19 protein-coding genes are annotated in these 25,454 nt (G+C 40.0%); 13 read left to right on the forward strand and 6 right to left on the reverse strand.

Annotated features, from left to right (window positions below; genetic code table 11):
* Window positions 1-81 precede the first annotated feature (81 nt).
* From ycaO to folX, 7 genes are all read left to right on the forward strand, one after another.
* Window positions 82-1,842, forward strand: a complete 1,761-nt coding sequence (ycaO, locus tag I6E72_RS13315; RefSeq protein WP_101217689.1) for a 30S ribosomal protein S12 methylthiotransferase accessory factor YcaO — start codon at window positions 82-84, stop codon at window positions 1,840-1,842.
* A 107-nt stretch (window positions 1,843-1,949) separates the two neighbouring features.
* The gene (locus tag I6E72_RS13320) at window positions 1,950-5,312 is read left to right on the forward strand and encodes an ATP-binding protein (protein ID WP_197112594.1); all 3,363 of its coding nucleotides are present in this window, start codon (window positions 1,950-1,952) and stop codon (window positions 5,310-5,312) included.
* A 43-nt stretch (window positions 5,313-5,355) separates the two neighbouring features.
* Window positions 5,356-5,985 (forward strand): YceH family protein, encoded by a 630-nt coding sequence (locus I6E72_RS13325; RefSeq protein WP_024598806.1) that lies wholly within the window; start codon window positions 5,356-5,358, stop codon window positions 5,983-5,985.
* 68 nt (window positions 5,986-6,053) lie between these two features.
* Window positions 6,054-6,884, forward strand: coding sequence for an ammonia-dependent NAD(+) synthetase (gene nadE, locus I6E72_RS13330; protein WP_197112603.1), 831 nt, complete (start codon window positions 6,054-6,056; stop codon window positions 6,882-6,884).
* A 225-nt stretch (window positions 6,885-7,109) separates the two neighbouring features.
* On the forward strand, window positions 7,110-7,829 hold the full coding sequence (gene folM / locus I6E72_RS13335; RefSeq protein WP_197112605.1) for a dihydromonapterin reductase: 720 nt from the start codon (window positions 7,110-7,112) through the stop codon (window positions 7,827-7,829).
* A gap of 22 nt (window positions 7,830-7,851) precedes the next feature.
* Window positions 7,852-8,406, forward strand: coding sequence for a GTP cyclohydrolase I FolE (gene folE / locus I6E72_RS13340; RefSeq protein WP_024598803.1), 555 nt, complete (start codon window positions 7,852-7,854; stop codon window positions 8,404-8,406).
* 4 nt (window positions 8,407-8,410) lie between these two features.
* A complete protein-coding gene (gene folX, locus I6E72_RS13345; protein WP_007377309.1) occupies window positions 8,411-8,767 on the forward strand; it encodes a dihydroneopterin triphosphate 2'-epimerase in 357 nt (118 codons plus the stop codon).
* A 17-nt stretch (window positions 8,768-8,784) separates the two neighbouring features.
* Here folX and I6E72_RS13350 read toward each other — a convergent pair whose 3' ends face one another.
* Together I6E72_RS13350 and I6E72_RS13355 are read right to left on the reverse strand one after the other, a co-directional pair.
* Window positions 8,785-9,219, reverse strand: a complete 435-nt coding sequence (locus tag I6E72_RS13350) for a YqaA family protein (RefSeq protein ID WP_197112607.1) — start codon at window positions 9,217-9,219, stop codon at window positions 8,785-8,787.
* A 227-nt stretch (window positions 9,220-9,446) separates the two neighbouring features.
* Window positions 9,447-9,812: a DUF4870 domain-containing protein gene (locus I6E72_RS13355; protein ID WP_007580507.1), complete on the reverse strand. Its 366-nt coding sequence runs from the start codon at window positions 9,810-9,812 to the stop codon at window positions 9,447-9,449.
* A gap of 184 nt (window positions 9,813-9,996) precedes the next feature.
* Between I6E72_RS13355 and I6E72_RS13360 the strand changes: the two genes are divergently transcribed.
* The 4 genes from I6E72_RS13360 to I6E72_RS13375 all read left to right on the forward strand — a co-directional run bounded on the left by I6E72_RS13360 (window position 9,997) and on the right by I6E72_RS13375 (window position 13,729).
* Entirely contained in the window at window positions 9,997-10,698 is a 702-nt protein-coding gene (locus I6E72_RS13360) for a spondin domain-containing protein (RefSeq protein ID WP_007580506.1), read from the forward strand.
* A 10-nt stretch (window positions 10,699-10,708) separates the two neighbouring features.
* Complete coding sequence (locus I6E72_RS13365) at window positions 10,709-11,443, forward strand: spondin domain-containing protein (protein WP_197112609.1); 735 nt, start codon at window positions 10,709-10,711, stop codon at window positions 11,441-11,443.
* Window positions 11,444-11,505: 62 nt separating this feature from the next.
* Window positions 11,506-12,231, forward strand: a complete 726-nt coding sequence (locus tag I6E72_RS13370) for a response regulator transcription factor (protein ID WP_197112611.1) — start codon at window positions 11,506-11,508, stop codon at window positions 12,229-12,231.
* Between the two features lie 10 nt (window positions 12,232-12,241).
* Window positions 12,242-13,729, forward strand: coding sequence for a sensor histidine kinase (locus I6E72_RS13375; protein ID WP_197112613.1), 1,488 nt, complete (start codon window positions 12,242-12,244; stop codon window positions 13,727-13,729).
* Window positions 13,730-13,766: 37 nt separating this feature from the next.
* On the opposite strand, the gene I6E72_RS13380 is transcribed toward I6E72_RS13375, so the two are convergent.
* Together I6E72_RS13380 and I6E72_RS13385 are read right to left on the reverse strand one after the other, a co-directional pair.
* Window positions 13,767-15,941, reverse strand: coding sequence for a S9 family peptidase (locus I6E72_RS13380; protein WP_197112615.1), 2,175 nt, complete (start codon window positions 15,939-15,941; stop codon window positions 13,767-13,769).
* Window positions 15,942-16,081: 140 nt separating this feature from the next.
* Window positions 16,082-19,552 (reverse strand): S8 family serine peptidase, encoded by a 3,471-nt coding sequence (locus I6E72_RS13385; protein ID WP_165722686.1) that lies wholly within the window; start codon window positions 19,550-19,552, stop codon window positions 16,082-16,084.
* 236 nt (window positions 19,553-19,788) lie between these two features.
* Here I6E72_RS13385 and I6E72_RS13390 point away from each other — a divergent pair, with 236 nt between their 5' ends.
* Window positions 19,789-20,259 carry a DUF2721 domain-containing protein gene (locus tag I6E72_RS13390; RefSeq protein ID WP_007377300.1) on the forward strand — a complete coding sequence of 157 codons (471 nt, stop codon included), beginning with the start codon at window positions 19,789-19,791 and terminating at the stop codon, window positions 20,257-20,259.
* 92 nt (window positions 20,260-20,351) lie between these two features.
* Window positions 20,352-20,804 carry a c-type cytochrome gene (locus I6E72_RS13395; protein WP_007580483.1) on the forward strand — a complete coding sequence of 151 codons (453 nt, stop codon included), beginning with the start codon at window positions 20,352-20,354 and terminating at the stop codon, window positions 20,802-20,804.
* A gap of 90 nt (window positions 20,805-20,894) precedes the next feature.
* On the opposite strand, the gene I6E72_RS13400 is transcribed toward I6E72_RS13395, so the two are convergent.
* Both I6E72_RS13400 and I6E72_RS13405 read right to left on the reverse strand, forming a co-directional pair.
* On the reverse strand, window positions 20,895-24,017 hold the full coding sequence (locus I6E72_RS13400; RefSeq protein WP_197112617.1) for an efflux RND transporter permease subunit: 3,123 nt from the start codon (window positions 24,015-24,017) through the stop codon (window positions 20,895-20,897).
* A gap of 12 nt (window positions 24,018-24,029) precedes the next feature.
* Entirely contained in the window at window positions 24,030-25,208 is a 1,179-nt protein-coding gene (locus I6E72_RS13405) for an efflux RND transporter periplasmic adaptor subunit (protein ID WP_007580481.1), read from the reverse strand.
* Window positions 25,209-25,454 lie beyond the last annotated feature (246 nt).

A 25,454-nucleotide genomic window follows, 5' to 3' on the forward strand; every position in this document is an offset into this window, starting at 1 on the left:
TTGCTCGCAAAGGGTGAAATAAACATCAAAATCCACGATAATGTCAGCTCCACACATCGTGCAGAACTAGTTGAGATCAATATGACTGAAAAAACATTTATCAAAGGTAAAGACCGCGACCTAGAATCGTCAATCTCTACCATGCAAAACAAGCTTGAAGCCCTACACATTAATGTTGAAGAAGCGCTTTGGCTTAACCCTGTAGCTAACTGTTATTCGGTTCATATAAAAGACAGTGACTGCGGTGTTATGTTTACCAATGGTAAAGGCGCAACCGACAAAGCATCTATTGCCTCAGCACTCGGTGAATACTTTGAGCGTTTAAGCTGTAACTACTTTTTTGCAGACTTTTATCTAGGTGAAGAATTTGCCAATGGCGAGTTTACTCATTACCCAACCGAAAAATGGTTTAAAGTTGAAGGCGATGAAGTACCACAAGGTATTATGGATGAAAGCTTATGGGATTACTTTGACCCAGAGCGCGAACTTAACGCATCGCACCTTTTTGATTTTAACTCTGGCAATATTGATCGTGGCATTTGTACCCTGCCCTACACTCGCCAACGCGATAACCAAGACGTATACATTCCGGTAAACGTTATTGGTAATATTTTTGTATCTAACGGTATGAGCGCAGGTAACACGAAGTTTGAAGCTCGCGTACAAGGTTTATCAGAAGTATTTGAACGCGCCATTAAAAACCGCATCATCGCCGAAGGTATTTGTTTACCAATCGTGCCTGAAGACGTTGTTAAGCAATATCCTCTAATTCACGAAGCGTGTGAAGAACTTCGCAGCCATGGCTTTCATTTACGTATTGCCGATGCATCGCTTGGGGGGATTTACCCAGTAATGAGCGTAACGCTTATTAACCCAACTGATGGTTCTGTATTTGCTTCTTTTGGTGCTCACCCATCATTTGAAGTTGCGCTTGAGCGTACAGTTACAGAGTTACTACAAGGTCGTCGCCTTGATCAGCTTGATGTATTTCAACCAGCAACATTTGATAACGATGAAGTAGCAACACCAGAGAACATTGAACTGCACTTTATTGATTCAAGCGGTTTGATTTCGCATGATTTTTTCCGTGCAAAACCTGACTTTGAATTTGTACACTGGGACTTTAGCGGCACAACAGAGCAAGAATATAACTTCTGTACTGACCTAATTCACAGCATGGATCACGATATCTACATCATGGATTACACGCACCTAAACGTATACGCATGTCGTATTTTAGTACCGGGCATGTCAGACATTTACCCTGTTGATGAGCTTATTTGGCGCAACAACAACGAAGGCGCAAAGTTTCGCGAAGCATTCCTATCGCTTGATCAGTACGATGCAGAGCAATGGATGGAAATTTACGACAGCCTAGAAGAAGCAGGTCATAGCGATATTATCCGCGCCGCAGAATTTATTGGCTTAGCAACTGATGCCGACACACCATGGCACACACTGCGTATAGGTGAACTTAAAGCCCACCTATGTTTAGCCGCAGGCAGCGAAGAAGCCATTGATTGGGTTGACTGGATACTTCATACAGGCCAAGTAAACGAAGATGCAATGCGCCACTTCCGCTGTTTAAAAGCGATTCTTGAAATTAAATACGATGACGAGCGCGAATACGCTGATTATCAAGATGCATTAGGCTTAATGTTTGGTGCTAATAATGTAGCGCTGGCTATAGAAATTGCCGAAGGTAAAAAGCAGTTTAACGGTTTAACTTTCCCAGGTTTATCGCTTGAAGGCTTTAAAAAGCATGCAGCGCTACTAGATGGCTACCGTAAACTACACGTAGCAAAGCAAAATCATTGGGCGCGTGAAGTTAGCGATAGCTAAACTACTAATTATAAAAAATAAACAGCGCATTTGTTAATGCGCCGTTTTCATTTATGTCATAAATTAGCTATAGTTAATTTGCCTAAATTAACGCCACGATGTAGCTAATGCCACCGTCTAGTAACAATAAAAAAACGAATGTTCATAACTTTAAGCTGACCTTTTGGTTATCGCTTACGCTAACTGTACTAGTTGGTGTTGTTCTTGATCGTATTAACTACAATCGTGTAAAAGATGCTCACCGCCTACAAATTCTTTCTGAAGTAAGTACATATCGTGCTCAATTAGAATCTATTTTAGTTTCTAATATCCAACTGGTTCGAGGTTTAGGTGTTGCCGTAGCGGCGCAGCCTAATTTACAGCAAACACAATTTGAACAAATTGCTCAACCGCTATTTAAAACCTCAAATGAGCTTCGCAATATTGGTGGCGCTCCCGATATGGTAATACGCATGACTTACCCCTTAAAAGGTAATGAAAAAGCACTCGGTTTAAACTTTTTAGAAGAAAAAAGCCAACGCGCTGATGCGATTAGAGCTCGCGATACAAATACCATTGTAATGGCTGGCCCATTAAAATTAATCCAAGGTGACATCGCACTTATAGCCCGAGTTCCTGTTTACATACCGCCAGAGAATCGCTTTTGGGGATTACTCTCAGTTGTTCTCAATATTGACAAAGTCTATGAAAATTCAGGTATTTATGAGCTAGGAAAAGAGTACAACGTCGCTTTACAAGGCAGGCATGGACTTGGCAGCAAAGGGGAATTTTTTTACGGTGATCAAAACATAATAGAGCAAGATCCCCTTGAGTTTACGTTAAGCTTTCAAGGTGGAAACTGGCAACTTTATGTTGCACCTAAAATAGGTTGGAGCCCTCCAAACTCAGCTGTATGGCCACTTCGGTTATCGATTATTATTATTTGCGGGTTATTAATTTGGGCCTTTTTATTCTTTTTAAAAATGCTTAATCGTCAGCAACAAAATGAAAAAATGCTTGAAGCAATGAGTGATCTAGCCCAAATAGGCGCATGGTCATTTAACTTAGAAACTAAACAAGTGTATTGGTCTGATATGACCAAAAAACTATTTAAACACCCATTAAATAACCAACCAGAATGGCCTAAAGATTTAAATTACTTTAAAAAAGGCACCAGCAGAGAAACAATTCAGCCTTTAATTGAGCGAGCCATAAAGTATGGTGAAAGCTACGAAGTTGAATTAGAAGTAATGGATGAAGAAGGCGAATCTGTTTGGGTACTCGTACATGGTGAAGCAGAACGAAAAAATGGACGATGCACACGTATTTTTGGCTCACTACAGAATATTGATACCCGTAAAAAAATTGAATTAGAAAATAATAAAACCGCATTACATAACGAAATTTTAGCTTCTCTCACCGTTAATAAATTAATATTAAATGGCCAACTTAGCCAATCGAAAGATATTATCACTAAGGCAATCTGCCAAGCATTCGATATTAAACGTGCCAGTATTTGGTTTTTTAATGAAGACAAGTCTCAACTAAGTCCCTTTGCTATACATAGCAAACATTCGCCCAGTGACAAAATTGACTCTATTTGGCTAAGAAAAAACAATCCCGGCTTTTTTAATGCAATAGATCATCAAGCAGTGTTTAATGCACCCGATGCACTAGAACACCCAATACTCGCACCAATTAAAGAGCAGTATTTAATGCCACTCGAGATTAAATCAATGCTGTGCGTAATTATTCCTGCGGGAAGTGGTGCTATAGGCGTTGTTTGCGCCGAGCAATGTCAATCCAAGCGCCACTGGTCTAAAAACGAAGAAAGCTTTTTAATTGCTGTTGCAGCGTTAATAGGCAGCTTGCACTCGAGCCAGCAACGAATTGAAACTGAACAAAAGCTGGTTGCCGCCAAAGAAACAGCAGAACAAGCTGTTGAAGCTAAAAGTGAATTTTTAGCAAGTATGAGCCACGAAATTCGCACACCAATGAATGGTGTTTTAGGCATGCTTAATATAATTAAGCAAACGCAACTAGACCTACAGCAAAAGCATCATATCGAACTTGCTCAGTCATCAGCTCAATCTTTACTTAATATAATTAACGACATATTAGACTTTTCTAAAATTGAAGCCGGTAAGCTCGATATTGAAAACGTGCAATTTAATCTGCCTCGGTTATTAGGAGAAGTGGTTGAGTCGTTTGCTTTAAAAGTAGAGCAAAACAATACAAAACTTATTTTAGATGCCACTCAAATTACAGTTAGCGAAATAATTAGTGACCCTAACCGCTTACGCCAAATTTTGAATAACTTAATTGGCAACGCCGTTAAATTTACCATAGATGGCGAAGTCGTTATTACTGCCAAAGTGGATGAAATAACGGATGGCTCGTTCCTACAATGTTCGATTATTGATACTGGCATTGGTATTGACCCTAAAAAACAAGCGTCGCTATTTGATTCGTTTACACAAGCAGATACCTCAACTACACGCCAGTTTGGGGGCACAGGGCTTGGCCTTGCCATAGTAAAACAACTGTGTGAACTAATGAACGGTGAAGTAAGCGTAAACAGCATGCAAGGTGAAGGAAGTACATTTTCTTTCACAATACAAATACAGCCTCGCTTAAGCAAAGAACAAGATTTACCGAGTCATTTAATTAAAAACAAACATATTTTAATTATTGATGAGTGCTCGTTAAATGCAAATACAGCCAGCAAACAACTCACGGTATGGGGTGCAAAGATCAATTGCTTACATGACTATCTCGAGGTTGATGATTATTTAAATAATGTAACCACCCACCCTGAAGCTATTTTAGTCGATTACTACTTTTTTGAAAAAGCGCCGCAAACGCATATAACTGCGCTTAAAAACTTTATAAATATGCATAGTTGCAAGTTAGTTCTTATGGCGCCAATGAGTTATTCACCTGAGGAGTCTAAAGTAGGTATGGAAGTCGACTGTATGATTTTCAAACCACTCACACCTTCTGATTTGTTTGACTCACTCACGAACGATAAATACATTGAACAACAGCAGCAACAAGCACAGCTGCAAAACAAGCTAACTAAAGCACCGGTACTCGATTCATCAGAGCCACAACTACTGCTCGTTGAAGACAATAAAATAAACCAAGTAGTTGCCTCGGCGCTATTAAAGCAAGCAGGTGTGACTTTTGATATTGCTGAAAATGGGCTTGAGGCAATTGTAAAACTCAATGCAAAACAAGGTAAGCCATATAAGCTAGTTTTAATGGATTGCCAAATGCCCGAAATGGATGGCTACCAAGCCACTAAAGCCATTAGAGAAGGCGATGCGGGTAGGGGTAATGAAAATATTACTATTATTGCACTTACAGCCAATGCCATGCAGGGCGATAAAGAAAAATGCCTAGCAGCAGGCATGAACGACTATTTAAGTAAGCCGCTCGATTTAGCTGCCCTAAAACCTAAACTCCAGCAATGGCTTGGTATCCAATAAAGGTGTAAGCTAATAAAATACGCTTACTAATTTGAGATTATTTATGCAGTTATCAGCAAATCAACAACGTATTCTTGGTTGCTTACTAGAAAAACAAAGCACAACGCCCGAGCATTATCCGCTATCGTTAAACGCTCTAGTGAACGCATGTAACCAAAAGTCTAATCGCGACCCTGTGTTAAATCTTACAGATAGTGACGTGCAAAACGCACTTGATGAGCTAATAGACATGCGTTTGGTAACTATAGATGAAGGGCTTTCTGGTCGCGTAAATAAATACGACCACCGCTTTTGCAATACTGAGTTTAGTAATCTGCAATTTTCTGCTCAGCAACGTGCCATTGTTTGTTTGTTACTTTTACGCGGCGCCCAAACCCCTGGTGAATTAAGAACCCGCAGCGCTAGGCTTGCTGATTTTAATAACGTAAATGAAGTAGAAACAGCACTCAATAAACTGATTGAAAGCGAGTACACGCGTAAATTAGAGCGAGAAGCTGGTAAACGCGACAGCCGATACATTCATTTATTTGGCGAACAACGAAATAACCCCGCTGATGCCTTTGTTGCTCTACCAAGCGAAGTAATTAAAGACAAAGAGTTGAGTGATTTACTTGCAGAAGTAGAAGAATTAAAAGTAGAGCTTCGCCGAATAAAAGCTCATTTAAAACTTTAATTAATTAAAACTAAATCACATAATAAGTTTATTGCGTATCACATATTAAATTTAATAAGGAGCTGGCAATGCGCGCCGAAATTATGGCTGAAATGAAGGTTCAGTCAACGATTGATGTAAATGCTGAGATAACTCGTCGAGTTGCTTTTATTAAAGCACGTTTAGTAGCTGCTCACTCACGATCATTAATACTGGGTATTAGTGGTGGTGTTGACTCGTCAACTTGCGGTCGCTTATGTCAACTTGCCGTAAACGAGCTAAATAAAGAGCAAAACACAAACAAGTATCAGTTTATTGCTGTACGTCTACCTTACGGCATACAAGCCGATGAAGATGAAGCGCAAATGGCGGTTGATTTCATTCGACCAAGTAAACGTATGACCGTAAACGTACAACCTGCTGCTGATGCACTGCATGAGCAAGCGATAGCTGCCGTAGTTGGCTGTGGTGAAGCACTGCCTGAGCAAGCGCAAATAGATTTTATTAAAGGTAATGTTAAAGCACGCCAACGTATGGTTGCTCAGTACGAAATAGCCGGTTTTTGCCAAGGTTTAGTAGTAGGTACCGATCATAGTGCTGAAAACATTACTGGTTTTTATACTAAATTTGGTGACGGCGCGTGCGATTTAGCTCCGCTATTTGGCTTATCAAAACGCCAAGTGCGTGCACTTGCTACTGCACTCGGTGCCCCAGCTTTATTAGTAGATAAAGCACCTACAGCTGATTTAGAAAGTGACCGCCCAGGCTTAACAGATGAAGAAGCACTTGGTTTGAGCTATGAGCAAATTGATGACTTTTTAGAAGGTAAACCCGTTTCTAAAGACGTTGAACAAAAGCTTGTAAGTATTTACATGCGTACACAACATAAGCGCCAACCAATTCCGACAATTTACGATTAATGTTTTAGTAAATAAAATAAAGCAATTAACGCCTTTGAGGATTAATTGCTTTTTTGATCGACAGATTAAGAAACTGCGTATATTTTAATAAATTAACGCTTTGAATTATATAATACCAATTGCGTTAAATTAGTGATCTATTATAGCCCTAAGAAAATAGCGATAGATCGATCTTGTTTTAATAATATTGGTATAAGTTACCCGCCAAAGAGAACACTGCCTTATATGACATCGCCCATCTTAATTACCGGTGCAGGACAACGTATTGGTTTAGCACTTGCTCAGCATTATATAGCTCAAGGGCAAGCTGTTGTTATTACGTATCGTACTCGCCACGACGCTGTTGATGCATTAGAGCAACAAGGTGCTGTGTGTATTTATGCCGACTTTAGTACCGATGACGGTATAAGTGCATTCATAAATACGCTTAAAGAGCATACAACATCGCTGCGCGCTGTTGTTCACAATGCATCAAGCTGGGACTGCGAAGCTAACAATCCTGACTTTGCAGTACTGTTCGATAATATGATGCGTATACACGCCAAAACACCGTATTTAATTAATTTAATGTGCGCTGAGCTGCTTATAAACTATCAGCAAAGTGAAAAAGTACCTGCTGATATAATTCACCTTACTGATTATGTAGTTGAAACAGGCAGCCCTAAACACTTAGCTTATGCAGCAAGTAAAGCAGCTCTCGATAACTTAACTAAATCGTTTAGCGCTAAATATGCGCCAAACATAAAAGTGAACTCGGTTGCTCCATCACTCATTATTTTTAATGAACATGACGATGAGCAATATCGAGCTAAGACCCTTAAAAAATCATTAATGGGCATTGAACCCGGATGCCAAGAAATTATCAATAGTATTGATTTACTATTACAAAGCCACTACATCACAGGGCGCTCCTTGCCTGTTGATGGCGGACGCCATTTAAAGTAGAACACACTAGACTGAGAAACTTATGCATGACGAGTTAAAAGAAAGTTACCAAAAAATAATTACTGCTGTAGGTGAAGATGCTAACCGCGAAGGTTTACTTGATACGCCAAAACGTGCCGCAAAAGCAATGGAATATTTAACACAAGGGTATCGCCAAACGCTTGATGAGATAACCAATAAAGCAGTATTTACGTCTGATGCTGACGATATGGTTTTAGTGCAAGACATAGAGCTTTACTCTATGTGTGAGCATCATTTACTGCCTTTTATTGGTCGTTGCCATATTGCTTATATTCCAAACGGTAAAGTATTAGGCTTGTCTAAATTTGCACGTATTGTTGATATGTTTTCACGTCGCTTTCAAATTCAAGAGCAGTTAACTCATCAAATCGCTAAAGCAGTCGAAGAAGTTACTGGCGCTAAAGGCGTTGGCGTTATTGTTGAGGCAAAACACATGTGTATGATGATGCGTGGTGTAGAAAAGCAAAATTCAAGCATGCGTACATCAGTAATGTTAGGTAACTTTAGAAGCGATCCTAAAACACGCAACGAATTTTTGCAGCTTATAAAAGGTTAACCCTATGGCTAATGCAATTATTAACGTTACTAATTTGCGCCTGCGTACGTTTATTGGCTTTAACCCCGATGAGCGTGAAAAAAAGCAAGATGTAGTGATCAATCTAGAGATTCACTACCCTGCTGATGACGCGTGTAAAACGGATGAAGTTGACCAAGCACTTAATTATAAAGTGATCACCAAAGAAGTAATTAGCTTAGTAGAGCAAGGGCATTTTTTATTGCTCGAAAAATTAGTGGCTGAAATTCTTGCGGTTTGTCACTCACACCCAAGTGTTCATTACGCTAAAGCACGTGTTGATAAACCACATGCACTGCGTTTTGCCGACTCAGTGTCGTTAACGCTTGATTGGGCTAAATAAGGTCTTAAAAAACTTATTTAAAAAAGCTTTTCGAATCCTACGGCAAGGGCGATAACCGCTAAATAGCGCGCGCCTTTGCCTAGTGTTACTAGTAATAAAAACATACTAAAGCGTACTTTAAATATCCCCCCAATTACAGTTAGCGGATCGCCTACTACTGGCAGCCAAGCAAACAACAAACTATACACACCGTATTTATTAAATTGCTTTTGTGCGTTATCAAGCCCTTTTTGCGATACCGGAAACCATTTTTTATCTTTAAAACGCAGTACTTGTGTACCTAACCAGTAATTAACGCAGCTTCCCAATACATTTCCAAGTGTTGCTACGCACCACATAAGCCATAAATTAACTTTACCTTGGGCAATCATCCCCACCATTATCACCTCAGAAGAGCTAGGCAGTAATGTGGCAGATATAAATGCGCTAATAAATAACGTGAGATAAAGCATAATGTCCTTATGGCTAAACGTAAAAACCCAGCCTATAGCTGGGTTTATAATACCAATTTTATTAAAAACATGATCACTCTAGCGTATTAAATAACTCACTAACTACGTTAAAAATTATTTATATAGAACAACTATGTATCATAATTTTAGCCTTGTTATTGAGCTATTTTCTTATCGCTATAATAGATCACTAATTTAATGCAATTGGTATAAAAATAACTGAGGTTTTATTTTATCAAATTTAAACTAAACGGGTAATTAAACTCTTTACCTTCGTTAGCTTTAATACTTGCCATTACAACCATTACAAACCCAAAAATTGCCACTATAGGTAGTAATATTAAGCCTACTGCTACAAACATCAGTAAAAAACAAACTACATATGCAATTGCCATCGTTATTTGAAAGTTAAGCGCCTTTTTACCGTGCACGTCAACAACTGGCATCTCATCTCTTTTAATTAACCACACAATTAATGGCCCAATTATTGAGCCAAACGGCACAATAAACCCGGCAAGCGCACTCAAATGGCATAACATAGCCCACATACGGTCATCTTTATTAACTGGTTCAACCTGTTGATTTTCTTCCATAACACTCTCCTTTTTGTTTTATGTATGTTGCCTTTTAACTAAACAAATGTCTACAAATCAACCAACGTATTTGTATTTAAAAATCACAGCGTAAAATCTTGTGATAAAAAAGTGATAAGTTTGTGAGAGTTTCTGGAGACGATTATTCAATACTAAACTCGAATCATCACTTACAGGAATAATAATGAAAACTTCTACATTAACAATTGCAATTCTTTTAGCGGCAGCTAGCCAATCGACTATGGCCGCAGAATTAGACCTAAAAGTTACTAACCTAACCAAGGGTATTCACTTCACTCCACTGTTAATTACAGCACACAACAGCGAAGACACACTATTTGAAGTAGCAACGCAAGCATCTACAGCATTACAAACAATGGCTGAAGGCGGCAATATTGCAGAGCTAGTTGCACAAGCAACTGCAGCGGGCAGTGATATGGCTGCAAATCCAGCTGAAGGCTTACTTGCACCAGCCGCATCTACAACGGCAACACTTACCACTACCGACGGTAACGAGTACCTATCTTTAACTGCAATGATGCTACCAACTAATGATGGCTTTGTAGGCTTAAACAGCTGGAAAATCCCAACAGAAGCGGGTACTTACACAATTAATTTAAATGCTTACGATGCAGGCACAGAACAAAACAATGAGCTTGTAGTTGAAGGCTCTGGCGCTCCAGGTACTCCGGGTATTCCTGCGGCTCCAGGTGGCGACGCTGGCACTGGCGGTACAGGTATATTAAGTGGTGATACAAATACAAGCATCCATATTCACCCAGGTAGCTTAGGTGATGACGATTTAGAAGCGGGAAATAGCGATTTAAGTAATACAGTACACAGATGGTTAAACCCAGTAGCGCAATTAACCGTTACAGTTAAGTAGGAGCATGATTATGTCATCTGCTAACAACCTTAAAAAAAGTCTACTAGTGCTTGCACTTGCAACCACACTTGCAGCGTGTAGCGATAATGATAACGACCCAGTTGTTGAAGAGCCGGTCGTTGTTGAGCCAATTGTTGTAGAACCTGTGATCAGTGAGTTTACTATTACTTTTAGTAACTTAACTGCAGGACAGCCTTTATCACCACTCTCTGTCATTGCTTTTCAAGATGAAGCACCTTGGGAATTCGGCACCACAGCTTCTGTTGGTTTAGAAATGCTTGCAGAAAGCGGTGCAAATGAAGAATACCTCAGCTACGAAAGTGCACTTGCTGCAGTTTCAGCCGAAGGCGCTATTGGCCCTGGTGAAACCACCACAGTAATCATTACTGTTGAAGAGCAAGAAACGCTTAATTTGTCATTTGCTGCCATGCTTGGGAATACAAATGATGCTTTTACCGGTCTTAGTTCTTTAGATGTATCAACATTAGAAGTTGGCGGTTCGTTATCACGCACTACGACTGCTTATGATGCGGGTACGGAAGCAAATACAGAAACAGCTGAAACTGTGCCAGGTCCTGCCGCTAGCGGTGAAGGGTTCAACGAAATACGTGACGATACAGCCGATATAATAACGATGCATCCAGGCATTGTTTCAAATCAAGATGGATTATCTACATCAGCACTTGGTGTTGAACATAAGTTTGATAACCCAGTATCGAAAATAGTAATTACGCGCACGCAGTAACGTTCCAGCTTGTAATGGGGAAGTAAGGGAGCACGGATGCCCCCCTTTTTACGAGGTAATACATGCGTCACGAAAAAATATTAGTAGTAGAAGATGACAGAGAAATAGGTAAGTTAATTACCACGCAGCTAACGTCGCTTAACTTACATGTTGATCATGTTGTAAGCGCAGAACTTGCCTTAAAAAAAATAGCTAAGCATCCCTACGGACTTATTTTACTCGATATAAACTTACCCCAAATGGATGGTTTGAGCTTATGCCGAAAAATAAAAGAGCATTACCCTACTACCTCCGTTATTTTACTCACCGCGCTTAGTAGCGATATGGACAGAGTTATTGGCCTTGAAATGGGCGCCGATGATTATATTTGTAAACCCTTTTTTGCACGCGAATTACAAGCCAGAGTAAAAACCCAATTACGCCACAGAGCACAACTACTCGCTAGCCAAAACAACGACAACTCCCCCGTTGATAGCGAACAAACACTAAATGTAGGCTCACTCCACATTGAGTTTAGCTCTCACCAAGTGTATTTAGGCAAACAAGCTCTTAACCTTACTGCCACCGAATTTGATTTACTCGTTTACTTTGCACGCCACCCTAACCATGTTTTTAGCCGTCAGCAGTTACTCGATAAAGTCTGGGGATACCAACACAGTGGCTACGAGCACACGGTTAATTCACATATCAACCGCTTACGTGCCAAGCTAGAAGAACACCAACAAGCGCCTATCATCGAAACTGTTTGGGGTGTTGGTTACAAGCTAAACCCTAGCCTACTAAATTAAGACACCTATTATGAAATTATCTTTGTATCAAAAGTTAGCTATATCGCTAGTCGTGATTTTTTGTTTTATTTGCGCCCTCGTTTATGGCTGGAGCAAGCAATTAGAGCTCACCTCAAAACACCACGCCGAACAAAACCTGCATTTAGCGTTAGCGGAGCACTTAGTACAAGATAACCCATTAATAAAAGAAGGAGTTTACGACTATAAAGCGCTTGAAAATCTCTTTCATACGTTAATGTTATTAGGGCCTGCGTTTGAGTTTTATTTTGTAGACGAAGCCGGAAAAATTCTTACTTACTCAGCAAAGCCGGGTAAAGTTAAACGCACGCATATTAGTTTAACGCCTTTAAAAAGGCTAATTAACGACCCAAGCGCTGCACCTATTTATGGTGATAATCCTCGTAATAAAGAGCAACAAAAAATATTTTCAGCCGCGCCAGTATTTAATCAAGATAAGCTACAAGGTTATTTATATGTAATTATTGGTGGTGAGGCTTACGATACCTCACTAAGCACTGTAAAAAATAATGATACGTTATGGCTAGCTGCTTTATGGCTTGGCTCTGCACTCGCATTTTTATTTATTGCGATGCTAATTTTACTACGTTTTTTTACCAACCCAATTCAGCGCTTAGCACGCGATGTTAGTAATATTGAAGCCGCTAACTACAGCCTTACCGACACCAAGCTAAGTAATTACTCAACGCAAAAAAGTAACGAAGTGCATAGTTTAGGGCGAAGTATTCAAGCCATGCTTACCCGTATTAACGAGCAGTTTAAAGCGCTTGAACAAGGCGATAAACAACGCAAAGAGTTGCTGACCCATCTATCGCACGACCTACGTACACCACTTGCTTCACTGCAGGGGTTTTTAGAAGTATTAAATCAGTCAGGCGAGCAACTAAGCAAACAAGAGCAAAAAGAATACTTACAAGTATCGCTTAATAATTGCGGGCAATTAAAGCTACTTATAGAGCAAATATTTGAGCTTGCTCACTTGGAAAATGGCGAAATACACATGAATACAGAAACCTTTAATTTAGGCGAACTTATTTACGATTGTATTGCTAAGTTTAGTTTAGCGGTTCAAACAAAAGGTATCAGTTTGTCGGTAGAGCCTGCAATTTGTGATTTTCCTGTGGTTGCCGATATAGCTAAATTAGAGCGCGTGTTAAGTAACTTAATTGACAATGCAATTAGGCACACCCCTCGCGGCGGCAGCATTGCAGTACATGTAAAACGCAGTGACGATAATCAGCTATTTGTGCATGTATCAGACACAGGCGTAGGCATAAAAGAAGATGAGCTGAATGCTATTTTTGACCCGCACTACCAAGCAAGTAATTCTAATAAAGAAGGGCGCCAGCAAGGTGGTTTAGGATTGGCTATTTGCAGAGGGTTATTAAAACTGATGGATAGCGAAATTTACGTACAAAGTGAAATTGGTAAAGGCACTATGTTTAGCTTTAACTTGCCACAAAAAAAGGTGCTTTCTTAAAAAGCACCTTATTGAGTTAAATCTATTTAAATATTAATTACTTCTTAATACCCGCTAAATCAAGCATAAATGCATAGTTTAGCGCGGTATCTTCTAAGCGTTTAAAGCGACCCGATGCGCCGCCGTGCCCTGCTTCCATATCTATTTTAAACAGTAACTTATTGTCATCAGTTTTATAGTCACGCAGCTTAGCAACCCATTTTGCAGGTTCAAAGTATTGAACTTGTGAATCGTGCAAGCCAGTAGTAACTAACATATTAGGATATGCTTGCTTAGATACTTGGTCGTATGGCGAGTAAGACAGCATGTAATCGTAATACGCTTTTTCGTTCGGATTACCCCATTCGCCGTATTCATTTGTTGTAAGCGGAATACTCGCATCAAGCATCGTTGTTACTACATCTACAAACGGTACCGCAGCAACCATGCCTTTATAAAGCTCAGGCGCTTGGTTTGCTACTGCGCCCATTAATAAGCCACCAGCACTGCCACCTAACGCAAATATTTCATCTTTTGCACCATACTTTTGAGAAACCAGTGCTTTAGTTACGTCAACAAAGTCGTTAAATGTATTCTTTTTAGTGAGTAGCTTACCGTCTTCGTACCAAGGACGACCTAGCATTTGCGAGCCACGTACATGGGCAATTGCAAATACAAAACCACGGTCTAACAAGCTCAAGCGCGTGCTTGAAAAAGTTGGATCCATGGTTGCGCCATAAGAACCGTAACCATATTGCAGTAGCGGGTTAGTGCCATCTTTTTTAAACGCATCTTTACGGTAAACTAAACTTACCGGTACTTTTATGCCATCGCGTGCTGTTACAAAAATACGCTCTGAAGCGTAATTGTCAGCATCAAAATCACCTAACACAACCTGTTGCTTAAGAAGCGTTTTATCGCCAGTCGCTAAATCTACATCGTACGATGAGCTTGGAGTGGTCATGCTTGTGTAGTAAACACGTAACGTGCTGCTATCTATGTCGTTATTGCCATAAGTACCAATTGTATAAGCGCTATCGTTAAAGCTCAGTGGTAACTCTTTGCCTGTTTTTAAATTACGCGCAATCAACTTTGATTGGCCCATTTCACGTTCTTGGTAAACTAAGTAGTCATTAAATAAATCAATGCCTTCGAGTTTAATATCATCGCGCGCAGGGATCACACTTTGCCAATTAGCCTTGTCGCCTGCTTTATCAATATCAACTTTCATCAGCTGAAAATTTACAGCATTTAAGTTAGTTACAATGTAGTAAGTATTCCCTAGCTTCGAAATATCATATTCAAGCCCTGCTTCGCGCTCAATTAAACGCTTAGGCATTGCTTTAGCATCATCAGCACTTAATACAGATACGCCTGATGCAGCCGTGCTACTGTGCCAAATATAAATCTCTGACTCGTCTTTACTCTTACTCATACCCATGTAATAGCTGGTATCAGTTTCTTCGTAAATTAGCTCATCATCAGCTTGCGGTGTACCTAACGTATGACGATACACTTGGTAACCTAACAAGGTTTGTAAATCTTTTTTAATGTAGTAAATCGTTTTATTATCGTTTGCCCACACAATGCCACCGTTGGTGCCTTCAAGTGTGTCTTCGAGTAATTTACCGGTAGTTAAATCTTTTATTTTTACGCTATAAATACGACGGCTAACAGTATCTTCGCCATAAGCCATTAAATTGCCATTTGGGCTTACATCTAAACCACTTACTGCATAATAATCATGACCTTTAGCAAGCTCATTTACATCTAAAATAACTTGCTGATCGGTACCTGAAAAATCGCTGCTGCGTAAGTAAGTAGTGTACTCGTTATCGCCACGTGTTTGCGTTGAGTAAAAATAATCACCGTTTTTAACTGGGACTGAATCATCGTCTTTTTGAATACGCCCTTTTAGCTCTTCAAACAACTCGCTTTGCAGTGTTTTAGTATGTGCGAGCATTGCATCAGTATACGTGTTTTCAGCTTCTAAGTAGTTAATTACCTCTGGTGCTTTACGTTCATCATCACGCAGCCAATAGTAATCATCTATACGTGTGTCACCATGAATAGTCATTTCATGTGGCACTTTTTTAGCAACCGGGGCAACAGCTTGGACTACTTGAACCGTTTTAACTTGTGTATTACTTTTTTTGGTTTCTTCAGGGGCTTGATTACAGCCACTTAAAATAGCGAGTGATAGTGCTGCGAGTGCGAATGGAGTACGTTTCATCAGTCAAAGTCCTTGTTGTATTTTTATTTTTTATTAAGTAATTAAATATACCTATAAATTAGAGTTTGTAGTTGTTTAGTTTGTGAAGCAATGTAAAAAGGGAGCCGTAGCTCCCTTTGTATAACTATTAAGTTATAAAATTACTTTTGTTTACGACGACGTATAAATGCAAATGGCGCTACTAGTAATGTTAACCATGCAAGTGAGCCAGATGAGCTCTTTTTGCTTTCTGGTGCTACAGTCTCTACTACTGGTGGTACAACTTTAGTAATACTTACAGTAACTACAGCAGGAGCAGATACATTACCGCGTACATCAATTGCAACAACTTGAAGTTCAGCTGATGAATCACCAGTTAACAATTCAGTATTAGTTACAACCACTTGTCCATCCGCATCAATACCAAAACCTTGGTGAGTACTTGATTGAACGTAGTATTCTGACACATCTAAGTCTTGCTCAGACTCAGTGATAGTTAGTGCACCAACAACCGTTCCGTTAGCAGCATCTTCTGAAACACTAAACTCACCACCAACTAGCATTGGGGCGTCGATTGCAGGAAGCTCTAACTCAGTACTACTCATCACTTTAACAATATCCAAACCAGATGTTTGTGATAATGCAAATGGACCGCTTGCTTCAACAATTGCTTTTTCACCCGGTTTAAGTGAAGTAACTGCTTCGCCAGTTTCCATAGAAGTAAGCGTTACACTTGGAGATGCTCCAAATGTAGTTGAGCCTTCAATACTATCGGTCTGAGTGAATACACCGGTAACATATGAAGGGTAACCCACAGATGCTTTAAAGTTCATATTCTCACCAAGCAATGAACCATCAACGTTTAGTAGCTCACTACAAGTTGAGAAGGTAATAGTATCTTCACCGGCTGAGTGATAAAGCGGAGTAACCCATGCTAACGAATCGTTACCAGCGCCATCAGTTTCACCAATTACTGTACGGCTTCGGCCAGGGAATGCTGTTTCACGACCGCGGTCGTTATAGTTTTGCATAACTTGATCATAAACACCGTCATTATCAGTATCAACTTCTAATCTGTAGCCTGCTTGGAATACATGCGTTAACGGGTCACGTAATTGAATTGATGACGTTACAAAAATACCAGAGTCACAAGAGCTATCTGCAAATGCAGAGAAAGTAGTCGCTAAAATATTAAACTCAGCTTCTTCTCGTGTTTTCTCTGTGCCTGTTGCAACAATGCTTTCTGCAAAAGGAGTAATATCTGTTTGGCCGCTATTTTCAACAATAAGTGCCATTTCGTTATCAATGATTTGAGACGAAACGCTTAATTCTGTCGCAGCTTTTGGCATTGCATGATATACAACGTGTAAATCGTGGTCTGTATCAGTGCTTGCGTCATTAAATACCAATGCACCATCAAACTCTACTGAAGTAAGAGCAGCGCTTCTTGCAGCAATGTCGTCTGCACTAAATGGGTTTTCTAATTCCCACGCTGGTAGTTTTGTTGGATCAACAGTTAGCGTCACATCAAAGTTAATTGACTGACCTGCAGGGATTGTTACCGACTCAGGGAAATCCCAGCTAATTGCAGCTGTATCGTCATCATTTTGGTAGCGAGCTTCAGTACGCAGCGCATACGTTTTAGCATCTGATGAGAAGTTCTTAACAGTCACTGTTTTAGTTAGAGACTCTGTTCCAGCCATTGACACAAGGCCGAATGAAAGAGCCGCTTGTTTAGTATTAAACTGTGTATTATTAACCCATGCAGCAACTGGTAAGTTGACTGCTTTAGTTACATCAACCAAGCCTGAACCAATCATACTAATTGGAGCCAGTTCTGAGTCAGGACTGCTTGCTAAAGGCTCATTTGTTACATTTAAGTCAGCTGCATTCATTATTGTAGCTTTAATCTCAAATGCATTACGTTCAGGGTGAGCTTCACGTACCATTGCAACAGCACCGGCTGTAATAGGGCCTGAAAAAGATGTTCCAGATACAGGAGCTAGCTGATCTTGCGTGCCTGCTGCTGCAACTAATATACTAGTACCAGGGGCAGTAATTTCTGGTTTTAATAAACCATCCATCGAAGGGCCACGAGAAGAGAACGTAGCTACTGCACCTGCTGTAGTTTTAATTTTTACATCAATATCAAATGTTGCCGTATCGCCTGCAGCTAATTGAGCTTTTAAAGCAGCACCTGCAGCAAAATTAATACCTACACTTTTAATAGTTACATTGTCATCACTGCCACCCATTGGTGCAGGAGTGCCATCATCTGTGTTATTTGCAATCAGTACAAATTCAGCACCTTTCTTCTGTGCACTAAGTACTTTAACTGTAAATGCACATGCACCACGGTCAATTAAAACCGCTTTACCAGTAAAATCAACATCATCAGCAAAATCAACACAACCATCTTGGTTTGTGTCAGGGTACACTAAATCAATATCTGCACCTGTAATTACAAAGTCAGTTTGCGGACCAAAGCCTGATGCTTGAATATTACCTTCGATACCAGCAATAGTACCTGTAGCAGTACCAACTTCAGTTGTAGGATGAGTCATTGCGCCTACTGATAACGCATTTGGTGTCGTGCTTGGGCCACCAATACGGAATGGATGATCACCATCATTACCAGCTGAAATAACCATATTCACACCTAAATCAACAGCACGTTGAATTAGGTATTGCGCACCACCACCTGTATATGTATCGCCAAACTCGCCACCTAATGACATGTTCATAACATCTACGCGGTCTGAAATATCACCATCGCCATTTGGATCCATTGCAGCTTCTAATGCCGCAGCTTGAGCGGCACTTGGACAGCCACCACCACAAACAGAGTAAACATATAATTCAACATCTGGTGCAATACCATTTACTGAGTTTGAAGAAGACGTACCATGATTCGTTGCATCACCTGTAGAAGGAGAATTTGCAGCATCATTTTCAATTGGATCAGCATCGTCACGAATAAAATCGTAACCGCCTTGTACAATACCTTGTGGCCAATCAACCGTTGTAGGATCAGCTTGAGCAGCCTCGTATGCTTCTACAGTACCCTCACCACCAAATGCTTTGTGGGTATAGTCAATACCAGTATCTAGAACAGCCACACGCTGACCTTTACCAGTTACAATACCATCAACAATTAAAGGCTTAGCATTAATATATTCAGACGTTGCAGCTACATGTAATTCGTAGTCAAACATCGGTAATACTTTAGCCACTCGTGAATCTTTAGCTATTTTAGCTAAGGCTTCTGGTGTCGCCTGCACAATTAATGTTGGTGCTAATATTTTTGTTTTACCAATTATTTTTGCATCAAAGTCTAAGCTACTAAGCTCGTTGGCCATCGTGTTTTGAAGCAGCTCAACGTTAGCAATCATTTCACGACTGCTTGACGCTTCATAAGTGCCAGAAGCCACAGCATCAACAGAAGTTGCTGCACGTAAAACAATCATATGTGCTGAAGGCTGTTTTTGCTCAGATGCTAATTCTTTCAGCTGCTCTGCAGCTTGAGGTGCAATCGTTGCATTAGGTAAAGTTGCCGCATTAACAAAAGTAGCAAGAAATGCACTTGAGACTGCCGTAGCTATAGCAGTTTTTTTTATTATATTTTTAGCCATGAGTTCCCCTTGGATAGGTTATGTATTATTGTATTTGTATTAATCAAAATGATTATATTGTTGTACTGAATATAAAACTTTTGGTACAACCCAAGCAACACCTTGGTTACAAACACATGACATCAAATCCAAAAAACAAGAAAACACCACCTCAGCAAATTGATTTAAAACAATAAAGTTAAAAAATCATATTTGTGAACTAATGTAAACAACTCTAACTTTTTCTTGAGAAATGAATGAATAACGAAGTAATTAACATTTTAACCATGGCTAAAGTAATTCAAACGGCCGTTGCCCCTGTATTCTTAATCACGGGTATTGCTGCTACTTTAGGTGTTTTATCTAATCGTTTAGCACGAATTACCGATAGGGCACGTCAGCTAGAACGCAGACTAAAAGTAAGTACTGACGAGGACTTTAATAAATCACTCGCTACAGAGCTGCGCGCCCTTTTAAAGCGTTCTCGATGTATACATATTGCTTTTAGTTTAAGTGTATTAAGCGCACTACTTGTATGCGCTGTGGTTATGTTGTTATTTTTATCGCATATTCAATCTATAAACTTAGGCGTTACAATTGCCTGTTGTTTTGTAGCAGCAATGGCATTACTTATATGTGCATTTATGTCGTTACTTGGTGAGGTATTCTTAGCAACTAGAAGCATGCGTCGCGGGATGATATTTGCAGATATTGATATAAACGATTAAGTTTTAGTTAAATCTATCGTATTCACTTGAATAAATACGATGTTAGATACAAGATACCGAATTAAGAATTACAATTTTCAACAGGGGCAAACATGAAATTAAAAAAAGTATTAGCAACAATAGCACTGGCAACGTGTGCATTTAGCGTATCGGCAAATTCTGCATTTAAAGAGCCAAGTGACGCGATTGAATACCGCCAAGCTGCGTTTTCAATGATCTCAGTGCAAATTGGTGACATGGGCGCAATGCTAAAAGGTAAAGTACCTTTTGACGCAGAGCAATTTAAAATGCGTGCTAACAACGCTGCTGCACTTTCAAAAATGCCATGGGAAGCGTTTTACGAAGGAACAGATAAAGGCGACACAGCTGCACTTGCTGCTGTTTGGGCCGAAAATGCAACCTTTGTTGAAAAAGCGAATGCTTTTGCAGCAAATGCAGATAAGCTAGCGTTAGCTGCTCAATCGGGCGATAAAGCCGTAATTGGTAAAGCTTTTGGTGCATGGGCTAAAGGCTGTAAAGATTGCCATAAGCAATTTAAAGATTAATTATTGTTGTAGCCAGTTTAACAACAATAAATAGATAATAAAAAAGCACTGAGCGTTAATAACGGTCAGTGCTTTTTTTATGCTTTATATTTACGAGACTTTAGCAGCTCGGCTTTTAAAAGGGCGCTTAAATAACGCACCAATATCGCCTAGAATAATATATAAACACGGTACTAATATAAGCGTTATTAACGTTGCAAACATAACAGCAAAGCCAAGTGCTACTGCCATAGGTATTACAAACTTAGCCTGCAGGCTTGTTTCAAACATAATAGGTAATACACCAGCAAAGGTTGTTATAGACGTTAATAGTATTGCTCTAAAGCGGGCACAACCAGCTTCTATTACTGCATTTTTAACGCTAACACCTTCGCGGCGAACTTGGTTTACATAATCTGTCATTACAAGTGAATCATTTATAACAACACCTGCTGCGGCAATTAAGCCAAATCCCGACATTAAGCTCATATCTAAATCAAACCAGTAATGACCCCAAATAGCCCCGGTTAAACTAAACGGAATAACCGACATTACAATAAGCGGTTGTGAATAGCTTTTAAGCGGCACAGCTAGCAGTATGTATACTAAAATCATTCCGCCAATAAAAAACATTATTTGCTCATTAGCTTGAGCTTGCTGCTCTTCTATTGCGCCACCAAGCTCTGATTTAACACTTGGGAATTCTTCTATTAGCTGTGGCAGTAGATTTTCTTTTACTTGCTTAACCACTTCGCCTGGCTCAATTTGCTCTTCATCAATATTGCCATAAACATACACGGTACGGTAACCACCTTCGCGGCGTATATAGCTAATACCTGGCGTTTCTGTTAGCTCTACTACATCACCAAGAAGTACTTCTCGCCCTTGTGGGGTAGTAACAACGGTGTGTTTAAGCGATGAAAATGCCTCACGAGTCAGCTTAGGGTAACGTACCATTACGCGTACTTCTTCGCCGTTTCGGATTACACGCTGTGCCTCGCCACCATAAAAACTAGCACCCACTTGATTTGCAATACCGGCTAAATCTAAGCCTAAATCGTAAGCAACAGGTTTAAGGCTCATTTGCACTTCTTTGCTCGCAGGATCTATGGTTGAGCTAATATCAAACAATCCTTTTTGCTGTTGAAGTAATTGAATAAAACGACGACCCGCTTGATTTAAAGTATCTATGTCTGAGCCATACAGTAAATAGCCAAACTCGCCGCCGCCATTACCACCGCCGCCACCAACATCGTCTTGAATAGTTAACGACTTAATACCAGCAATAGTCGGCATAGCCTCACGCCACCGTCGAGAAAGCTCAAATGCATTGTATGGACGTGAATCTTCGTCAACTAATGGAGCTAGTAACTGCGACTCGGTTCTGCCTTGATTAAATACCAATACATCACGAATAATTTTTTGACCAAACTCACGTTCAGTCTCTTCATCGACTCTAAGTACCATAGCTTCTATTTCACGAATAGCAGCAATGGTTTGTAAGTCAGAAACGTTGTCGTTCATTTCTACTTGAATTTGTGGAAAGTCGTGCGGCACTTTAGGAGTTGGAACTGTACGTACTTTATTAGACGTAATAAGTGCAATACTGATTATAAACATTGCAATAAAAGCAAACAAAACAGTCCAGCGCCAATCAATACACTTAGCAATAAAACGTTTGTATGGGCCATTTACGAAACCAAAAAAGCGTGTATTGAAGCGATCGCGCCAGCCACCTTTTTTAATCGGCGAAAAGTGCGTATGAGCAATGTGAGCTGGCAGTATCAGCTTTGATTCAATCAAACTAAATACTAAACACAGCATTACCACAACGGCTATACCATAAAAGAAGGCACTTTCTGGCCCGCTCGACATTGTGAATGGTGCAAATACAGCAATCGTTGTTAACACACCAAAGGTCGCAGGGGTCGCAACTCTGTTAGCACCACGCACAACATTTTCTACACCACCGCCGCTTTTTTCAACTTCGGTGTAGGCAGCTTCCCCTATCACTATGGCATCATCCACCACTATGCCGAGCACCATTATAAAAGCGAATAACGAAATAATATTAATGCTAATGCCAAATAGTGGCATCATCATCATGGCCCCTAAAAAACAAACAGGTAAGCCAATCATTACCCAAAGCGCTAGTTTAAAACGTAAGAATAACGACAACATAATTGCCACCAAAATTGCACCTTGAAACAGGTTAGCTTTCATCATATCAAGGCGAGCATTTAGGTAGTAGGTCATATCCATTAATGGCTCTAATCGAATACCCGGCGGTAGTTGCTTATTTTTTTGATCAATAAACGCTTTAACCGAATCCGCAACGGGAATCATGTTTTGCTCTTGCGTTGCTTTAACCGATAAATACACCGCGTTTTCGCCATTAAACTTAAAGTAGCGCTCACCTTCGATAAATTGATCTTTAATCACGGCAATATCTTGCAGTAAAACTTTAGCGCCATACTCGCCAATTTTTACCGGAATTTGCCTAAACTCTTCACCCGAGTAAAACTGATTCTCGACGCGAACAGAAATAACACCTGCGTCTGTTTTTAGCTGCCCCGCCGAAAAGTTAGCTGAATAACGACGCACTGCATTCATTACATCACTAAGGGTTAGGTTATATTGACGCAGCGTATCGGGCTCTATTTCAATTGCTATTTCATCAAGAGGAACATCGTTTACCACTAACGACACGTTAGATAACTGTAGTAACTCATCCTCTATTTGGTTTGCTATAGGCTTAAGCTCTGTAAGTGGTAAGTCAGCAACGAGCGTCATACCTATTACGTCTTGCCTAAACTCAACCTGACTTATGGTGACCGGTTCCATACCCGCCGGAAAAGTCGCAATGCCATCAACACGCAACTTTACTTTATCAAGCACATCGGTAAGTTTTGCATCGGTATTTATTTCCAGGCTTGCTGTACCGCCATTTCTAAATGCGCGATACACGCCTTTTTTAATTTCGGTTATATCTTTAAGTGACTCTTCAACTTTTATAAGAATACTTTCTTCTATTTCCTGAGGAGAGGCACCTGGGTAATTAGCCTCAATATTAATGTAGTTAATCTCTACATTAGGAAACATTTGACGCTGAATCGTAAAGTAACTTATAGCCCCCATAATAATGATAAAAAACATCATTAAATTAGCGGCTACTGAATTATTAGCAAAGTAGGCAATTAGCCCTGTTTGTTTTTGTTGTATTGACTCGCTCATAACTATTACACCCTACAGCTGTTGCGTGTTTGAAGTGCTCGTTTCTGAGCTTTCAGGTTTTGCAGCTACACCTGCAATTTTAACCTGCATTCCTTTTTGCGGGTATTCAGGTAAAGTAATAACGAGTTTGTCATCGGCATTTAAACCACTGCTAATATAAAAATACTCACCCTCTTCACGAATAACCGTTACTTTACGTGGCTCTAGCTCTTGGTTTTCGTTTACTACCCACACAGTTTGGTTGTTAACCAAAGCTTGCGGTAAACGGTAAATATTATTAAGCATTGCACCTGCAAAATTCACCTGTACGTAGCTGCCAAACTTAATGGCTGGTTGTATATTCTTAAGACCGTATGGGTCTTCTATACGCACTACTAGACTGCTCATACGCGTAGCGTTATCAACAATCCCTAGGTCGCGGTCAATTACACCTTCACGCGTGAAGCTGTTTAGACCTTTTTGAATAATCGTTGCGGTAATGCCTTTAATACGTTCTGGCAAAAAAACGCTATCGAACCCTGCTATAGGAATAATCACTTCAGCAGTTTCAATATTATTGAGCTCAGCAACTTGCGAACCCATAGTGACAAATTGACCAACACCTACATTTCGGCTAATAACCAATGCATCGTAAGGGGCTGTTACTTCACAATTATCTAAGTCACGTTGTGCACGTTTTAATGCAGCTTGCGCCGACTTTACAGATGCCTGCGCACTTAACACTTGAGGCTTACGTAAAAATAAGTCGGTACGAGCTTTACTTGGAAAACGCTTTGCTTCATCTGCGGCTACTTGAGCTTGGGCCTGCTCTTCAATTAAGCCTGCTTGTGCACGAGCAATTTCTGCCTCTGCAACAAGTACTGCTGCTTCGTAGTTGTCTTTTTCGATAGTGAATAACGTTTCACCGCGAGCAACGATGCCGCCGGCTACAAAATTAGGATGCCAACTTAACACTTCACCCGACACCTGCGCCGAAAGCTGTGTACTTTCAAGAGGCTTTACTTCACCGTAGCTATTAATAATAACTTGATGATCGTTTGCAGCCACTGGCTCAACTTGCACTGTTGGACGAGTATCAATTACTTCTTTTTTTTCTGGCTCTTGTGCAATGGCATTTATTCCCATAAAGCCAACAACACCAACAATTAGCGCTACAAATGGAAAAACCCATCTAAGTGAATTTGTTTGCATATCCTATTATCCCCAAAATTCTATTAACGTCATAATACCAGAGCCATATGAAACATTAAGGTGACATTTGTAAGCAACTGTTGCAAATACATATAAACCACTGCTATTTAGGGCTATAAAAATAACTTTGCATGCAGCTCACCTCATTCGTTATATTTTGTTACAAACTTTTGTTTATTAATATCAGTTAATTAGCGTTGTACACTTAAATTTCGTCGCGAAGATGTGCGAAATTAAATTAATTTA

It is taken from the genome of Pseudoalteromonas sp. NSLLW24 (genome assembly GCF_015864725.1).
GTDB lineage: Bacteria > Pseudomonadota > Gammaproteobacteria > Enterobacterales > Alteromonadaceae > Pseudoalteromonas > Pseudoalteromonas arctica.

What these genes read in the sequence shown, in the direction of transcription:
- I6E72_RS13375 (WP_197112613.1), top strand. Translation starts at nt 12,242, where the DNA reads ATGAAATTATCTTTGTATCAAAAGTTAGCTATATCGCTAGTCGTGATT.
- I6E72_RS13365 (WP_197112609.1), top strand. Translation starts at nt 10,709, where the DNA reads ATGTCATCTGCTAACAACCTTAAAAAAAGTCTACTAGTGCTTGCACTT.
- I6E72_RS13380 (WP_197112615.1), bottom strand. Translation starts at nt 15,941, where the DNA reads ATGAAACGTACTCCATTCGCACTCGCAGCACTATCACTCGCTATTTTA.
- I6E72_RS13400 (WP_197112617.1), bottom strand. Translation starts at nt 24,017, where the DNA reads ATGAGCGAGTCAATACAACAAAAACAAACAGGGCTAATTGCCTACTTT.
- folE (WP_024598803.1), top strand. Translation starts at nt 7,852, where the DNA reads ATGCATGACGAGTTAAAAGAAAGTTACCAAAAAATAATTACTGCTGTA.
- I6E72_RS13360 (WP_007580506.1), top strand. Translation starts at nt 9,997, where the DNA reads ATGAAAACTTCTACATTAACAATTGCAATTCTTTTAGCGGCAGCTAGC.
- nadE (WP_197112603.1), top strand. Translation starts at nt 6,054, where the DNA reads ATGCGCGCCGAAATTATGGCTGAAATGAAGGTTCAGTCAACGATTGAT.
- I6E72_RS13320 (WP_197112594.1), top strand. Translation starts at nt 1,950, where the DNA reads ATGCCACCGTCTAGTAACAATAAAAAAACGAATGTTCATAACTTTAAG.
- I6E72_RS13350 (WP_197112607.1), bottom strand. Translation starts at nt 9,219, where the DNA reads ATGCTTTATCTCACGTTATTTATTAGCGCATTTATATCTGCCACATTA.
- I6E72_RS13390 (WP_007377300.1), top strand. Translation starts at nt 19,789, where the DNA reads ATGAATAACGAAGTAATTAACATTTTAACCATGGCTAAAGTAATTCAA.
- I6E72_RS13405 (WP_007580481.1), bottom strand. Translation starts at nt 25,208, where the DNA reads ATGCAAACAAATTCACTTAGATGGGTTTTTCCATTTGTAGCGCTAATT.
- I6E72_RS13370 (WP_197112611.1), top strand. Translation starts at nt 11,506, where the DNA reads ATGCGTCACGAAAAAATATTAGTAGTAGAAGATGACAGAGAAATAGGT.
- I6E72_RS13355 (WP_007580507.1), bottom strand. Translation starts at nt 9,812, where the DNA reads ATGGAAGAAAATCAACAGGTTGAACCAGTTAATAAAGATGACCGTATG.
- I6E72_RS13325 (WP_024598806.1), top strand. Translation starts at nt 5,356, where the DNA reads ATGCAGTTATCAGCAAATCAACAACGTATTCTTGGTTGCTTACTAGAA.
- folM (WP_197112605.1), top strand. Translation starts at nt 7,110, where the DNA reads ATGACATCGCCCATCTTAATTACCGGTGCAGGACAACGTATTGGTTTA.
- folX (WP_007377309.1), top strand. Translation starts at nt 8,411, where the DNA reads ATGGCTAATGCAATTATTAACGTTACTAATTTGCGCCTGCGTACGTTT.
- I6E72_RS13395 (WP_007580483.1), top strand. Translation starts at nt 20,352, where the DNA reads ATGAAATTAAAAAAAGTATTAGCAACAATAGCACTGGCAACGTGTGCA.
- ycaO (WP_101217689.1), top strand. Translation starts at nt 82, where the DNA reads ATGACTGAAAAAACATTTATCAAAGGTAAAGACCGCGACCTAGAATCG.
- I6E72_RS13385 (WP_165722686.1), bottom strand. Translation starts at nt 19,552, where the DNA reads ATGGCTAAAAATATAATAAAAAAAACTGCTATAGCTACGGCAGTCTCA.